Source organism: Mycobacterium sp. NS-7484, from assembly GCF_001953975.1.
GTDB lineage: Bacteria > Actinomycetota > Actinomycetes > Mycobacteriales > Mycobacteriaceae > Mycobacterium.
The window spans coordinates 162,742-176,945 of record NZ_MBEJ01000028.1 but is presented as its reverse complement, the minus strand read 5'-3'; the positions used below and the strand labels follow the sequence as shown (position 1 = coordinate 176,945).

14 protein-coding genes are annotated in these 14,204 nt (G+C 64.8%); 9 read left to right on the top strand and 5 right to left on the bottom strand.

Translation table 11 applies throughout. The features are described from left to right. Positions 1-11: 11 nt before the first annotated feature. The 4 genes from A5733_RS06890 to A5733_RS06875 all read right to left on the bottom strand — a co-directional run bounded on the left by A5733_RS06890 (position 12) and on the right by A5733_RS06875 (position 3,742). Entirely contained in the window at positions 12-932 is a 921-nt protein-coding gene (locus A5733_RS06890) for a reductase (protein ID WP_067772487.1), read from the bottom strand. A gap of 45 nt (positions 933-977) precedes the next feature. Beyond that, the gene (locus A5733_RS06885; protein ID WP_142253835.1) at positions 978-1,835 is read right to left on the bottom strand and encodes an SDR family NAD(P)-dependent oxidoreductase; all 858 of its coding nucleotides are present in this window, start codon (positions 1,833-1,835) and stop codon (positions 978-980) included. Then, positions 1,835-2,821, bottom strand: coding sequence for an alpha/beta hydrolase (locus A5733_RS06880; RefSeq protein WP_076239634.1), 987 nt, complete (start codon positions 2,819-2,821; stop codon positions 1,835-1,837). Before A5733_RS06880 ends, A5733_RS06885 begins: the two co-directional genes overlap by 1 nt. 174 nt (positions 2,822-2,995) lie before the next feature. After that, the gene (locus tag A5733_RS06875) at positions 2,996-3,742 is read right to left on the bottom strand and encodes a TetR/AcrR family transcriptional regulator (RefSeq protein WP_197508336.1); all 747 of its coding nucleotides are present in this window, start codon (positions 3,740-3,742) and stop codon (positions 2,996-2,998) included. Positions 3,743-4,005: 263 nt separating this feature from the next. Between A5733_RS06875 and A5733_RS06870 the strand changes: the two genes are divergently transcribed. The 9 genes from A5733_RS06870 (at position 4,006) to A5733_RS06830 (ending at position 13,489) form a co-directional block, all read left to right on the top strand. After that, a complete protein-coding gene (locus tag A5733_RS06870; RefSeq protein ID WP_067772484.1) occupies positions 4,006-4,767 on the top strand; it encodes a crotonase/enoyl-CoA hydratase family protein in 762 nt (253 codons plus the stop codon). 44 nt (positions 4,768-4,811) lie between these two features. After that, positions 4,812-5,606 (top strand): SDR family NAD(P)-dependent oxidoreductase, encoded by a 795-nt coding sequence (locus A5733_RS06865; RefSeq protein ID WP_076239573.1) that lies wholly within the window; start codon positions 4,812-4,814, stop codon positions 5,604-5,606. A gap of 9 nt (positions 5,607-5,615) precedes the next feature. After that, positions 5,616-6,623 carry a dihydrodipicolinate synthase family protein gene (locus tag A5733_RS06860; RefSeq protein ID WP_067772479.1) on the top strand — a complete coding sequence of 336 codons (1,008 nt, stop codon included), beginning with the start codon at positions 5,616-5,618 and terminating at the stop codon, positions 6,621-6,623. Between the two features lie 112 nt (positions 6,624-6,735). Then, positions 6,736-7,557: an enoyl-CoA hydratase gene (locus A5733_RS06855; protein ID WP_067772476.1), complete on the top strand. Its 822-nt coding sequence runs from the start codon at positions 6,736-6,738 to the stop codon at positions 7,555-7,557. A gap of 4 nt (positions 7,558-7,561) precedes the next feature. Beyond that, complete coding sequence (locus A5733_RS06850; RefSeq protein WP_076239572.1) at positions 7,562-8,812, top strand: amidohydrolase family protein; 1,251 nt, start codon at positions 7,562-7,564, stop codon at positions 8,810-8,812. A gap of 6 nt (positions 8,813-8,818) precedes the next feature. Continuing rightward, the gene (locus A5733_RS06845; RefSeq protein WP_076239571.1) at positions 8,819-10,429 is read left to right on the top strand and encodes an acyl-CoA synthetase; all 1,611 of its coding nucleotides are present in this window, start codon (positions 8,819-8,821) and stop codon (positions 10,427-10,429) included. Beyond that, positions 10,426-11,268, top strand: a complete 843-nt coding sequence (locus tag A5733_RS06840) for an amidohydrolase family protein (RefSeq protein ID WP_076239570.1) — start codon at positions 10,426-10,428, stop codon at positions 11,266-11,268. Before A5733_RS06845 ends, A5733_RS06840 begins: the two co-directional genes overlap by 4 nt. Beyond that, on the top strand, positions 11,268-12,311 hold the full coding sequence (locus A5733_RS06835; RefSeq protein ID WP_067772462.1) for an acyl-CoA dehydrogenase family protein: 1,044 nt from the start codon (positions 11,268-11,270) through the stop codon (positions 12,309-12,311). Before A5733_RS06840 ends, A5733_RS06835 begins: the two co-directional genes overlap by 1 nt. Before the next feature lie 2 nt (positions 12,312-12,313). Next, positions 12,314-13,489, top strand: coding sequence for an acyl-CoA dehydrogenase family protein (locus tag A5733_RS06830; RefSeq protein WP_076239569.1), 1,176 nt, complete (start codon positions 12,314-12,316; stop codon positions 13,487-13,489). Between the two features lie 110 nt (positions 13,490-13,599). Here A5733_RS06830 and A5733_RS06825 read toward each other — a convergent pair whose 3' ends face one another. Continuing rightward, on the bottom strand, positions 13,600-13,926 hold the full coding sequence (locus A5733_RS06825; protein ID WP_067772457.1) for a hypothetical protein: 327 nt from the start codon (positions 13,924-13,926) through the stop codon (positions 13,600-13,602). Positions 13,927-14,204: the final 278 nt, after the last annotated feature.

Below are 14,204 nucleotides of genomic sequence, written 5' to 3'. Positions count from 1 at the left end.
GATAGGTCCCTTCAGGCGACGGGTTCGTAGGTCAGTTCCTGCGACCAGGTCGGGGTGTTCTGGACCAAAGACATCGGGATCACCCCGGTGATCTTGACCAGGGAATCGGCCAGCCAGTGGTACTTGGAGGTCCGGTCGATCACCTTGCGGCTCTGCCACGAGATGATCCGGTACATCGGCAGGCGACGGGCGAATTCGCTTCGCTCGCCGACACTTTGGAATCTACGCATCGCCTGGTACAGCCGGTCCTCATTGACGCCCATCTCGACGATGTTGTCGCGCATCTTGTTCAGCAACGGGAAGTAGCTGAGCACACCGACCAGGAAGGTGGGCTTGATCCACCCGCCCACCAGCTCGATCAGCAGCTTGCGCATATCGGCATGGCCCAGTATGTCCATCACCTCGAAGTCGACGGCCAGGTGCCGGGACTCATCGGAGTTGATCCGCTTGAACACCTCCTGGGCCACCGGATCCTTGACCTCGTCGGTGATGAACTTGATGAGTGCCCCGTCCAGTGCCACCTCGAGCATGGGGATGACTGTGCCGAGGAACGTCAGCCCCATTCCGTCCGAATGTTTGTCGAGCCAGTTGATGACCAGTTGGACGTTGACGTTCGGCGGTGGGATCTCGTCGTTTTCGAGCATGCCCCATCTGCGCATCAAGGCCAGCTCGGCGTTGGCGTGCTTCTGCTCTTCGGCGTGGAAATGCTCGTAGATGCTCTTGAGGGTCGGATTCGGTGCTTTCTTCGCCAGGGCGGCAAAGCCCCGGGCGCCGACGTTCTCGATCCACATCAGGTCGGTCATGAACGGCTTGAGCTTGGCATGCAGCTCGGGCTCGATCAGCTCGGCTCCCGGTGCGTCCCAGTCGATGTCGACCAGGGCCCACTGCCGGTCCTTGATCATCTGCAGCATGTTGTCGAGATCCATCGCCATGGTGCGTCCTTTCTCGAAATAGCGGTTCAGTTGTGTCCGGAGGCGTCAGTCTTTGGGTAGAACGCGGCCGAGCAGTCCGGCGCCGCGGACATAGAGACCGGGGAAGTGCCGCTTCAGGTGCCAGATGACGGTGGCGTCGATCTGGGGCACCACGTAGAGCCGGCCGGCGTCGTGGGCGTCGAGGGTGCGGGCGGCCACGTTGTCCGGCGACAGTCCGGTCCACCGGGCGAGTTGCTGGCTGAGATTCATGGAGCCGGGCGTAATGCGACCGTCCTGAAAGACGTTGGTCTTCACGAACGTCGGGCACAGCACCGTGACCGCGACACCTGCACCGGCAAGCTCGGCGGCCAGTGTCTCCGACAGTGACATCACGCCCGCCTTGGAGACGTTGTACGGAGCCATCGACGGGGCGGCGGCGAATCCCGCGGCCGAGGCCACGTTGATGATCCCGCCGCGGCCGGCCTCGCGCAGGATGGGTGTGAACACCTCACACCCGTACACCACCCCCCACAGGTTGATTCCGAGCGCCCAGTCCCAGTCTTCGAATCCGATGGCGCCGACGGGCTTACCGCCGACACCGACGCCGGCGTTGTTGATCACCAGCGTCGGTGGGCCGCCGAAGACGCTGTTGGCTTGCTTGGCCAACTGCTCGATCGCGCTGCGATCCGATACGTCGCAGACCACCGCGTGGCCCTTCCCGGTGGGAAGTTCGCCGATCAGCTCCACCGTCTCGTCCGCCCGGTCACCATCGATATCCGCGCAGACGACCTCGCCACCCCTCCGGGCGAGCTCGAGCGCGAACGATCGGCCGATTCCGCTACCTGCACCGGTCACCACCGCCTTGGCGTTGGTGCAGCGCCGGTCACCGCGAAACACGTTGAGCAGCATGTCGATTCCGAACATCAGGACACCTCCATGTGGGTATCGGGCTTCCTCAGGGCGGAGGAGATGAACCATGCTGCCCGGCGCAGCGCCAGTCCGGCTTCTGGTGCCAGTCGTGGCAAGGCCTGGAACACATGCACCATGCCAGGCCAGACTTCGACGATGCTCGTCCCTCCAGCCTTTCTCACCTCGGCGTCGAGGTGGCGCGCGTCCGCGCTGAGCATTTCGAACTCACCCACCTGGATCAGCATGGGCGGCAGGCGATCTGCTTTTCGGAAGGAGAGGCGCAGCCGCGGCTGATCGGGGTTCTGGGCTGTGGTGTAGAGACGGACCAGTTCCCGCGCGGCGATGGCGGACATGGCCGGATCGCGTCGTACCGTTTCCTGTTGCAGCGCGAGCTCCATGGTGAGGTCGATCAGTGGGGAGAACAGCACCACCGCGGCGGGCTGGAAACCGGGTTCGTCGGCATGCTCGAGCAGTAGGTCGCAGGTGAGGTGTCCACCGGCGGAGTCTGCGCCGATCACGACATCCGATGCGGCATATCCCTGATCGAGCAACCAGCGGTAGCCGGACTCGACGTCTTCGGCGGCAGCGGGGAATCGGTGTTCGGGTGCCAATCGGTAATCGACCGAGAAGAACGGCATGCCGGTGGCCTCGGACAGCTGTGCCACGAGCTTGCGGTGCGTCCGCGCCGAGCAGATCACGTACGCGCTGCCATGCACGTAATACCCAGCGCATGTGCCGAACTCGACGCCGGGCCCGAGCACCCATTCGCCACGGACGCCGCGCTGGCGGACCGGGACAACCCTGGTGCCGTCGGGCATCGTTCCCAACGTCCCCATGATGGTGGCGATCAGCCCGCGGGAAAACCACACCCCGGAACGATTCATCGGGATGACGCCGGTGAGATTGCCCAACGTCCACCGAGTGATGGCCGCCGCGACCACGGCACGCCGGGAACGCTCGGTGGGCACCGCCGGTAGGTCGGGTGAGGCAACTGCAGTCACGCGGTTCACGTCACCACAGACTGTTACATTTGTCAATGTAACAATAGGCGATGACGCAACTGATCGAGTGAGTCTGGCGGAGCACGAAAACGCCCGGGCCAGAGCAGGTCCGGGCGACGTGGGTTGGTGAAAGTGCCAGAAGCAGCCGGAATGCGGCTCCGGGTCAGAAGGCGCCTACTTGCGCTTACCTTTCGCGGCCTTGCCGGCGTTGGCGTCGATCCGGGCGGCTGCATGGTCGAGGATGCATTCCAGGCCGTACTCGAAGTTCTTCTCGTCGGCCGCCCCGATGCGGTGGCCCTCGCTGGTGACCTGCGCCAGCAGTGGGGTCACCTCGGGATCGATGACCATGCTCTCTTCGTAATAACCCGGCGCGTTGTCGTCGGCCCGATTCTTCTCGTAGAGCCGGTGCAGCACGACTGATCCGCGCACGTGCACCGACACCGCCGAATAGGTGTCGAAGGCGTCCTCGACCGACAGTCCGGCTTCCACCAGGCCCGAGATCGCGGTTTCCATTTCCTGGACGCCCAGGCGGGCCGCGCGGGGGCTCAGCGCGGACCGGATGAGAATGAGGTCACACAGAATCGGATTGGCGATGAAGGCTTTTCGCATCGTCCTGGCGTGGTTGGCCAGTGACTCGCGCCAATCCTTGGCCTCGACATAGGGGGTGGCCACGACGAACTCGCGCAGGGCGCGGTCGGTCATCGCGTTGAGCAGGTCGTCCTTCTTGCGGAAGTACCAGTAGATGCTCGTGACGCCGACGCCCAGATGTTTGCCCAGAAGCGGCATGCTGAGGTTGTCGATCGAGACCTGTTCGGCGAGTTCGAAGGCGCCCTTGATGATGTCGTCCGGATTGATGGACCCGCGTTCGCGCCGTTGGCGTTTCTCCGCGGTCGGTTGCTTTGCCACTGCGGGCACCTCCATCGAAGTCGATACTGTCCGAGCCGTCCCTGTGCCGCGGGTCAATCGCAGGTGAATTTACCGTCGGCTACCACTTGAACTGCGCCTATGCGCGCGTGTCGCGGGGGCTTGTCGCTGTCAACCTTACCGGTAGCCCTTCTGTGTGTGCCGTTCAGCGTGGGTGCCGCGGCGTCGCTCGGCTATCGCCGGCGAGCCGCCATCGCAGTACTGTAATCCCTATAGTAGGCTTTTCGGCGGTTATTGGGCTGCGAGTAAAAGGGGCATTGATGTCGGACGAAGTTCTCACAGAGCGTCGGGGTCGAACACTCATCATCACGATCAACCGTCCGGAAGCGCGTAACGCGTTCAACCTGGCGGTGGTTCAGGGTCTTGCCGACGCCATGGACGAGCTTGACGACACTGCTGAGCTGTCGGTGGCGGTGCTCACCGGTGCGGGCGGAAACTTCTGCGCCGGCATGGACCTCAAGGCGTTCGCTGCGGGGGAGCTGCCCTATGTACCCGGGCGCGGCGCTGGTTTCACCGAGCGTCCGCCACGCAAGCCGCTGATCGCCGCCGTCGAGGGATTCGCGCTCGCCGGTGGTACTGAACTCGTCCTCGCCACCGACCTCGTGGTGGCGTCCAAGGTCGCCAAGTTCGGCATCCCGGAGGTCAAGCGCGGTCTGGTGGCCGGTGGCGGTGGCCTGTTGCGACTGCACCAGCGCATCCCGTACCAGAAGGCGATGGAACTCGCACTCACCGGTGACAGCTTCACCGCCGAGGAGGCCGCCGCGTGGGGCTTCGTCAACAAGCTGACCGAACCCGGTGCCGCGCTCGACGGTGCGCTCGAGCTCGCCGATCGAATCACCGCCAACGGGCCGCTGGCAGTCGCGGTGACCAAGGAGATCATCGCGTCGTCCTCGGAATGGTCGTCCGACGAGATGTGGAAGAAGCAGGGCGAACTGCTCGGCCCGGTGTTCTCTTCGAACGACGCCAAGGAAGGCGCGATCGCGTTCGCCGAGAAGCGCGCCCCCAACTGGACCGGTTCCTGAGCCCGGCGGGCAGGAGCGGAGCGACCGGGGGAGATATTTAGGCCATGGATCTCGGATTCGCAGGTGCGGCCACCGTTGTCGTCGGCGGTGGCCGGGGCATGGGTTTCGCGACGGCGCAGTGCCTGGCCGAGGACGGCGCCCGGATCGCGATCGTCGGACGTTCGCGCGACGTACTCGATGCCGCGGCCACCGAACTCGCACGGATCGGGTCGCCGGAGGCCATCGCGATCGTCGCCGACACCTCGGACGGCTCACAGGTCGACCGGGCGTTCGCCGAGGTAGGGGAGCGCTGGGGTGAACTCAACGCGCTGATCAACACCGTTGGCCCGGGTGCCGCCGGCAACTTCGAGGAGTTGACCGACGATCAGTGGCAAGAGGCGTTCGACTCCGGTCTGATGGGCATGGTGCGCTGCGTGCGGGCGGCACTTCCGTTGCTGCGCAACGCCGAATGGGCTCGCATCGTCAACTTCTCGGCGCACTCCACCCAACGGCAGAGCACGCGGCTGCCGGCCTACACCGCGGCCAAGGCCGCACTGAACAGTGCGTCGAAGAACCTCTCGCTGTTGCTCGCCAAGGACGAGATCATGGTCAATGTGGTGTCCCCGGGCAGCATCTCGTCAGAGGCCCTGCGGGGCTGGGCCGATACCGTGGGCGTCGACGGCGACGATCCTTACGCGCTGATGGCTGCCATCGATGAGCACTTCGGTCATCCAGCTCACTTGCCACGCGCCGGCCTGCCCAGCGAAATCGGTCCTGTCGCAGCATTTCTCGCGTCCAAGAGAAATTCATACATGACCGGGGCGAACGTCAACGTCGATGGTGGTAGCGACTACATCTGAGGAGGGCTCATGGCGACGGCATCCGAGGCACGTGACTGGGCTCGTACTGCGCTACGTGGTATCGGCGACTCGCTGTACACGCCCTTCTGCGGCACTGACGGTGACGACATCGACTGGGCGGCCTACCGGTACCTGGTGCGCTACTGTGCCGGTGACCTCGGTCACCAGATGCTCTGGTGTACCAGCGGTTTGGCCGAGTTCTGGGCGCTGACCCTCGCCGAGCGCAAACAGCTGTTGGAAGTGGCCATCGACGAAGGGCGCCGGGCCAACCCCGCGGTCGTGGTTCAGGCCTGCACCGCGGCCACATCGGCCAAGGACTGTCTGGAGCTGACGCTGCACGCGCAACAGGCGGGCGCCGACATCGTCTACATCCAGACACCGATGATGGAGGCCCACGGTGGCGAGGGCGTCCTTCGATTCTTCCGCTACATCGCCGACCGCACCGACATCGCCCTGGGGATGTTCAACTCGCCGTCCTCGGGTTACGTGCTCACACCCGACGAGAGCGCCCGGATCGCCGAGGAGATCCCGGCGGTGTGCGCAACGAAGGAAGGTGCGTTCCGGCCGGCGGCCAGCCGCAGACTGCACGAACTGGCGCCGTATCTGGCGGTCTGGGAATGCGATACCACGGTGTACCGGGCCGGCTGGCTGCGCGACGGCATCGTCTGCCCGGCACAGCTGGGCACGGCCGGATATCTCTACGAGACCCCGCAGCGTCGTATCTTCACCGAGTACTGGGACCTGGTGTACGCCGACCGATTGATCGAAGCGATGGACTACGGCCGGGAATCCGGACTCGACCAGTTCGGTCTGGACATGGGCTCGTGGTTCACCTGTTACCCGGGCCGGGCCGACTACTTCACCCACTGGGCCGGGGCGTTCAAGCATGCAGCGTCCGTGCTGGGGTTGCCGATCGGTGACTATCCCCATTCCCGTCCACCGCAGGTGCTATTGCCCGAGGTCGCCAAGACCCAGATCGAGACCGCTTATCGAAAGCTCGGTTTGATCGACGATTGAGTCGTCTTTGTGCAGGTCGACGCGCTTCCACGGGGCTTGCGGAATGCACTACCGATAGGTATACAGTATGTATGTCTGAACGGCTGGCGCGGTATCGGGAGGTGTTCGGCGGATGACGCTCGCCGACGATGTGGGAACCGAGGCGGTGCGGTATGAGGTCACCGACGCCGGGGTCGCGATCATCATGCTCAATCGCCCGGATCGGCTGAACTCCTGGGGTGCGGACATCTCGGCCGGCGTGTACGCGAGTTTCGACCGCGCCGAAGCGGATCCGGCGGTGCGGGCCATCGTGCTGACCGGTTCCGGACGGGGATTCTGCGCCGGTGCCTACATGGGCGCCATGGCCTCACTCGGCGAATCCATCAGTGAAGACACCGATGTCAGCAAGATCGTCGGCGAACGGCACCCGCACTTCCTCACCACGCTGAACAAGCCGGTGATCGCGGCGATCAACGGGGCGTGCGTGGGCATCGGTCTCACCCACGCCTTGATGTGCGACGTGCGCTTTGCCGCGGCCGGTGCCAAATTCGCCACCGCGTTCCCGCGTCGCGGGTTGATCGGCGAATACGGCATCACCTGGATATTGCCGCGACTGGCCGGCTGGGGTGCCGCGGCCGATCTGCTGCTGAGTGGCCGGACGTTTCTCGCCGAGGAAGCCGCGCAGCTCGGCTTGGTGAAAGAGGTTGTGGCGCCGGATGATCTATTGCCGCGAGCGCTGGAATACGCCGAGGATCTGGCCCGGAACTGCTCACCGGCATCGATGGCCGTGATCAAGCGCCAACTCTACGGCGACGCCCTCGACGACGTCGTCGACGTCAGCGATCGCGCCGAAAAGCTGATGCACGAGTCCATGGTGCGTCCCGACCTCATCGAGGGCATCACCGCATTCTTCGAAAAACGGCCCCCGAACTTCCCGCCCTTGAAAGAAGGTTGATGACATGACCGAAGCTCCCGAACGGCTTCCGTATCTGGCCGTCGACGTCGACAACCACTACTACGAACCGATCGACGCGTTCACCCGGCATCTGCCCAAGGAGTTCCGCAGCCGCGGCGTGCAGATGGTGCAGGACGGGAAGCGGACCCTGGCGGTGATGGGTGGCACGGTGAACCACTTCATCCCCAACCCCACCTTCGACCCGATCATCGAGCCGGGCTGCCTGGATCTGCTGTTCCGCGGCGAGATCCCCGAGGGCGTCGACCCGGCGTCACTGATGAAGGTCGACCGGCTTTCCGAACACCCCGAGTATCAGAACCGGGACGCCCGGCTCAAGGTGCTCGATCGCCAACGCCTCGAAACCGTGTTCATGCTCCCGACTTTCGCGTGCGGTGTGGAAGAGGGCCTCAAGCATGACATCGAGGCCACCATGGCCTCGGTGCACGCCTTCAACCTGTGGCTGGATGAGGACTGGGGTTTCGACCGGCCCGACGGTCGCTTCGTGTCGGCGCCGATTATCTCCCTGGCCGACCCGGACAAGGCGGTCGAGGAGGTCGAGTTCGTGATCGGCCGCGGCGCGAAGCTGGTGTGCGTGCGGCCGGCGCCGGTGCCCGGGGCGGTCAGGCCGCGCTCACTCGGTGACCCGCTGCACGATCCGGTGTGGGCCCGGCTGGCCGAGGCCGGAGTCGCCGTCGTCTTCCACCTGTCGGACTCCGGATACATGGCGGTCCCGGCATTGTGGGGCGGCAGCGGCGTGTTCAAGGGATTCGGCAAGCGGGATCCACTGGACATGGTCATCATGGACGATCGCGCGATCCACGACACCATGGCCTCGATGATCGTGCACCAGGTGTTCACCCGGCACCCCAAGCTCAAGGTGGCCAGCATCGAGAACGGCTCGTACTTCGTGTACCGGCTGATCAAGCGCCTGAAGAAGGCGGCCAACAACGCGCCGTATCACTTCAAAGAGGATCCGGTCGAGCAGCTACGCAACAACGTCTGGATCGCGCCCTACTACGAGGACGACGTGAAGTTGCTGGCCGATACGATCGGGGTGGACAAGATCCTGTTCGGTTCGGACTGGCCGCACGGCGAGGGTCTGGCCGATCCGACCACGTTCACCGCCGACATTCCACAGTTCCCCGAGTTCAGTCTCGAGGACACCCGAAAGGTCATGCGCGACAACGCTCTCGAACTACTCGGTGACGTGCACCGAGTCGCACCCGGGGTCGCACACCTGACGGTGCCGGCGTAGCCCGCGATGGCCGAATGGACCATCGGTGCCGTCGTCGACGCCATCGCCGAGGCGGTGCCCGACCGGGAGATGACGGTGTGTGGCGCGCGCCGCACCACGTTCGCGCAGGGGGCAGAGCGGACCCGCCGGTTGGCGAACTTTCTGGCGTCGGCCGGGCTGGGGGCGCACCGCGAGCGTCAGGACCTCAATCGCTGGGAATGCGGTCAGGACGTCGTCGCCCTCGTGATGCACAACGATCTGTACCCCGAGATGGTGATCGGTTGTCTCAAGGCGCGCACGGTGCCGGTGAACGTGAATTACTACTACACCCCGGCCGAGGTGGCCGATCTGCTGGCCTACTTGAAGCCACGGGCAGTGATCTACCACCGCTCATTGGGCGCGAAATTCGCCGACGTGCTCGCGCACAGCACCGCCGAGCTGCTGATCTCTGTCGATGATGGCGACGGCGCCAAGCTGCCCGGAGCGCTGACACTGGAAGACGCTCTGGCGCAGGGGGACCCAGAGCGTGTCGGTCCGGCGTCGCCGGACGACCTGCTGATGGTCTGCACCGGCGGCACGACGGGCAGGCCCAAAGGCGTGATGTGGCGTCAGGGCGACATCTATGTCTCCTCGATGAACGGCGCCGACCATGAGCAGGTCGGCGAGATCCACGACAAGGTGGTCCATGCCGGGCCGCCCTGGTTCGCGGTGTCGCCGTTGATGCACGCGGCCGGGATGTGGACCGCGTTCTCGGGTCTGCTGTCGGGCCAGACCGTGGTGCTGCATGACACCAAGCCGCGGTTCGACCCGCGAACGGTGCTAGAAACCGCGCAGCGGGAGAAGATCGGGCTGATGACGATGGTCGGCGACGCGTATGCCGCCCCGATCGTCGAGGAGTTGGGCCGTCGGTCCTACGACCTGTCGTCGATGTTCGCGATCGGCACCGGGGGCGCGGCCACCAACCCGAAACATCAACGGGCCCTGCTCGAACACATTCCGCAGATCACCATCATCAACGGGTTCGGTTCCTCGGAGACCGGCAACATGGGCTTCGGCCACACTCAGCGCGAAACCCCGACCGCCGAGACGTTTCAGCTGCGGGCCGGCGGTTTGGTGCTGGCCGACGATTACTCCCGGTTCCTCGTACCTGGTGACAGCGCGGTCGGTTGGGTGGCCCGTAACGGTCGAATCCCGTTGGGCTACTTCAACGATGAAGCGGCGACCGGGAAAACCTTCCCTGAGGTGGCCGGTGAGCGCGTCGTGGTGTCCGGTGACCGTGCCTCGCTGGAGGCCGACGGCACCCTGCGCCTGTTGGGGCGGGATTCGTTGGTGGTCAACACCGGTGGGGAAAAGGTGTTCGTCGAGGAGATCGAAGAGGTCCTGCGGACACACCCACAGGTGGCCGATGCACTGGCGGTGGGTCGACCGAGTGAGCGATGGGGCGAAGAAGTTGTCGCGGTGGTGGCGCTTCGCGGCGCGGTGGACGCCGACGGCCTCCGCGACCACTGCGCGACGCGGCTGGCCCGATTCAAACTGCCCAAGGCGGTGCTTTTTGTCGATGAGATCCGCAGGCTCGGCAACGGCAAGGCCGATTACCGGTGGGCCAAGGACGTCGCTTCCGGAGGAATGAAGGTATGACCCACAAGGTGATTGACTGTCTTGCCAATGTGCACTTCGGCGAGACCGAGAACCAGCCCACCTTCATGAAGAAGGTGCGCGACGACTACTTCAAGGGCCCGCAGTCGATGTATGACCCCATCGACCTGTCGGAACTGCTGGACGAGATGGACACCCACGGTGTGCAGCGGGCAATCCTGATGGACTCCCTGGTCAAGCCGTCGGTGACCGCGCGGAAGTTCGTCGAGGCCCACCCGGATCGCTTCGCGCTGGCGATGGGCGGGGTGAACCTGTTACGGCCGATTGCTTCCTTGCGCGAGCTCACCGCGGTCGTCACCGACCTTCCCGTCGCGTATTCCGTTGTGGGGCCCAGCTTCTGGGGTGACGGTCAGTATCCTCCCAGTGATGCGGTGTACTACCCGCTCTACACCAAGTGCGCAGAGATCGAGCTGCCGTTGTGCGTCAACACCGGCCTGCCCGGCCCGCCGATACCGGGTGAGGTGCAGAATCCGATCCACCTGGACCGGGTGTGTGTCCGGTTCCCGGAGCTTAAGCTGTGCATGATCCACGGTGCGGATCCGTGGTGGGACATCGCGATTCGGATGCTCATCAAGTATCAGAACCTCCGGTTGATGACCTCGGCGTGGTCGCCCAAGCGGCTACCGGAGTCCCTGCTGCATTTCATGCGGACCCGGGGCAAGGGCAAAATCATCTTCGCGTCGGATTTTCCGGTGCTGCGCATGCAGCGTGTGGTGCCCGAGGCGCTTGCGCTGGATCTTCCCGAAGACGTGCTGGACAACTACCTGTACAACAATGCTGCCGAGTTTTTCTTCGGCGAGGCCCACGAGACGGAGAGCTGATGGACCGCTACGAACTACGCAGGCTGGATTACAGCCTGTCCGAGGATCACGTCGACCTGCAAACCGCGTACCGGCAGTTCTTCAAGACCCATTCCGACATCGAGGCCGTGCGGGCCTCCGAGCCGTCGGGCTTCGACAAGAGTCTGTGGGAACGCTTGTGCGCGATGGGCGCCACCACGATGGCTCTGCCCGAAACTGTTGGGGGAGACGGGGCGACGCTCGTCGACCTGACCCTGGTGGCCGAGGAACTCGGCCGTTCGCTGGCGCCGGTGCCGTGGATCGATCATGTGGTGGCCGCGCGGTTGCTGGCCCGACTCGGCGCATGCGAGTCCGAGGAGATCGTGCAGGGCACCCAGATCGTCGGGTTCGACCCGCAGCAGGTCGCCCCGACCGGCGCGCGGCTGATCCCCACCGGTTCGATCGCCGACCACATCGTCGTCCGCGACGGACAGGATGTGGTGAAGCTCGAGTTCTCCACGCGGCCGGCCCGCGTCGACAATATCGGCAAGCTGCCGATGGCCTGGGTGGACCCGGCCACCGCCGACTCGCGGGTCGTGCTGGCCAGTGGTGCCGATGCCATGGCGGAATACCAACGGGCGTTGGATGAATGGCGTCTGTTGACCGCCTCGGCCCTGGTCGGCCTGGTCGAGGAGACGATGACCATCGCCGCAGAATTCGCCAAGACGCGTTACACCCTTGGCGTGCCGATCGGGACGCTGCAAGGCATTTCGCATCCGTTGGCCAACATCGCGATCACCGTCCAGAGCGGCCGTGGGTTGGCGCGTCGGGCCGCCTGGTTCCTCGACAACGAGCCTGACGAGCGGCCCGAGCTGGCGCCCTCGGCGTTCGTGTTCATGGCCGAGGAGGCCGCCAAGGCCGCCACCATGGCGGTGCACGTCCAGGGTGGGCTGGGGGTGTCCGCGGAGGCCGCGGCCACCGCCTATCTGGTGCGGGCCCGCGGCTGGGCGCTGGCCGGCGGGGATCCGGGTGCCACGGCGGTGCACATCGGTCAGATCGTCGCGGCTCGTGAAAGCAAGGTTTAGACATGGATTTCTCAACTGTTGAACTGTCCACCGAAGACGAGGCGTTCCGCACCGAGGTACGAGAGTTCCTGTCGAGTGTGGTGACCGAAGACGTCATCCGGCGGGATCGCGAGACCGGCGACAACTTCGACGAGGGTGTGCACCTGGCCCTGGGGGCGGCCGGCTATCTGGAACGAGAGTTCAAGGCCGAGGCCGACGGCGGATTCAACCGGGTGCAGCGGCGCATCTGGATTCTCGAGAAGCGGCGTGCCGAAGTTCCCTGGGTGACATGGGGAACCACCGTGATGATCGCCCGTTCGGTGGCCAAGTTCGCTTCCGATGAGATCCGTGACGACGTGCTGCGCGGGGTGTTCGACGGCACCGTCCGGATGTGCCTGGGCTATACCGAACCCGAGGGTGGTTCTGACGTCGCCACCTGCAAGACCCGCGCCGTGCGCGACGGTGACCAATGGATCATTAACGGGTCCAAGATGTTCACCACCGGTGCCCACAACTGCCAGTACGTCTTCCTGATCACCAACACCGATCCAGAGGCGCCGAAACACAAGAGCCTCACCATGTTCCTGGTGCCCTTGGACTCCGACGGCATCGAAATCCAGGGCATCCGCACCGTCGACGGTGATCGCACCAACATCGTCTATTACTCCGATGTGCGGGTCGATGACAAGTACCGGCTCGGTGACGTCAACGGCGGCTGGACCGTGGTGCGTGAGCCGTTGGACGCCGAGCACGGTGCGGTCGCCGCAGCCGACGACGGGCTCGACGATGTGGCGATCATGATGCATCAGGCCGGCTTCATGGCGGAAGCGGCCGACAATGTCGCTGCCCTGGTTGGCAGTAATGGCGCCATCGACGACGGCTCCGTGGCATATCGGTTGGGGCGCAGCGTGGCTCGGCTGGAGGCATCCCTGTCATCGCCCAGCATTTTCGGACGCGTGGCGATCGCACAGACCATGCGAGATATCTCCCCGGACCTGATGGATATCGCGGGTTCGGTTGCCGCACTGCCGATCGGGGCCGACGGGGGAGCCGACGACCGCAGTGAGTACATCTACCGCTTCGCCCCACTGGTCGGTATCTACGGTGGCACGCTCGAGGTGTTCCGCAACATGATCGCCCAGCATGTCCTGGGCCTGGGTAAGCCGAACTATTCGGCCCCGAAGGCGAAGGCTTCCTAGCGCGAGCAGACGCAGGTGTACCCAAATCCCGCGCGTGTCGGGTACATCTGCGTCTGGTCGTCGACTATGCGGGCGCCTCGGCCACTTGCGCCCCTGCCGGAGCGCGGCGTCTAACCAGTCGGCGCCAGGCTGGGTTGAACGGGAGCCAATGGCGGCGGGACAGTCGACGGCGCTACCTGCACGTCGCCGCGGGGTACGAGGCCTGGTGGTATCCGTCCGGCACCGCTGGCTTCGGCCGGCGGCGCCTCACACTTCTGCTGGCCTTCGTTCCAGACCCCGCCGCTGTGCCGACAGCAACCTTTCGTATCGTCAATCTTTTCCTGCAGAGATTCATTGAGACCGTCATTGAGGATGTCCGTGCAGGAGTCGAAATCCTCGATGTCCCAGACGCCGGGTTCGGCTTGCGAAATACCGGTCGGCGCCATGATGCCGAACATCGTCGCAGCGGCGACAGCCGTTGCACCCGATGCAATGCGCTTCGCGAGAGTCCTTGTCGGGCTTGATCTTGTCGTCGTTGAGTTTGCCATCGCCGCACCCCCATTGGGCTGGGCGTCCGCGACCGTATCCGCCCCGGGCGCCTGCGAATCCCCTGTCTTGAATACAAAGAGTGTGCGCTCCGGCCGGGGCAGGAACAACCTCGGCGATGACGGGACCTTGCCAGGGCAAGATTCCGGCAAAAAGGCGTTCCAGCCAGAACGCTATGAGTCACCCCAAT

Coding starts and splice junctions, on each gene's coding strand:
- A5733_RS06890 (WP_067772487.1), bottom strand. CDS start 932: ATGGCGATGGATCTCGACAACATGCTGCAGATGATCAAGGACCGGCAG.
- A5733_RS06885 (WP_142253835.1), bottom strand. CDS start 1,835: ATGTTCGGAATCGACATGCTGCTCAACGTGTTTCGCGGTGACCGGCGC.
- A5733_RS06875 (WP_197508336.1), bottom strand. CDS start 3,742: ATGGAGGTGCCCGCAGTGGCAAAGCAACCGACCGCGGAGAAACGCCAA.
- A5733_RS06870 (WP_067772484.1), top strand. CDS start 4,006: ATGTCGGACGAAGTTCTCACAGAGCGTCGGGGTCGAACACTCATCATC.
- A5733_RS06865 (WP_076239573.1), top strand. CDS start 4,812: ATGGATCTCGGATTCGCAGGTGCGGCCACCGTTGTCGTCGGCGGTGGC.
- A5733_RS06860 (WP_067772479.1), top strand. CDS start 5,616: ATGGCGACGGCATCCGAGGCACGTGACTGGGCTCGTACTGCGCTACGT.
- A5733_RS06855 (WP_067772476.1), top strand. CDS start 6,736: ATGACGCTCGCCGACGATGTGGGAACCGAGGCGGTGCGGTATGAGGTC.
- A5733_RS06850 (WP_076239572.1), top strand. CDS start 7,562: ATGACCGAAGCTCCCGAACGGCTTCCGTATCTGGCCGTCGACGTCGAC.
- A5733_RS06845 (WP_076239571.1), top strand. CDS start 8,819: ATGGCCGAATGGACCATCGGTGCCGTCGTCGACGCCATCGCCGAGGCG.
- A5733_RS06840 (WP_076239570.1), top strand. CDS start 10,426: ATGACCCACAAGGTGATTGACTGTCTTGCCAATGTGCACTTCGGCGAG.
- A5733_RS06835 (WP_067772462.1), top strand. CDS start 11,268: ATGGACCGCTACGAACTACGCAGGCTGGATTACAGCCTGTCCGAGGAT.
- A5733_RS06830 (WP_076239569.1), top strand. CDS start 12,314: ATGGATTTCTCAACTGTTGAACTGTCCACCGAAGACGAGGCGTTCCGC.
- A5733_RS06825 (WP_067772457.1), bottom strand. CDS start 13,926: ATGTTCGGCATCATGGCGCCGACCGGTATTTCGCAAGCCGAACCCGGC.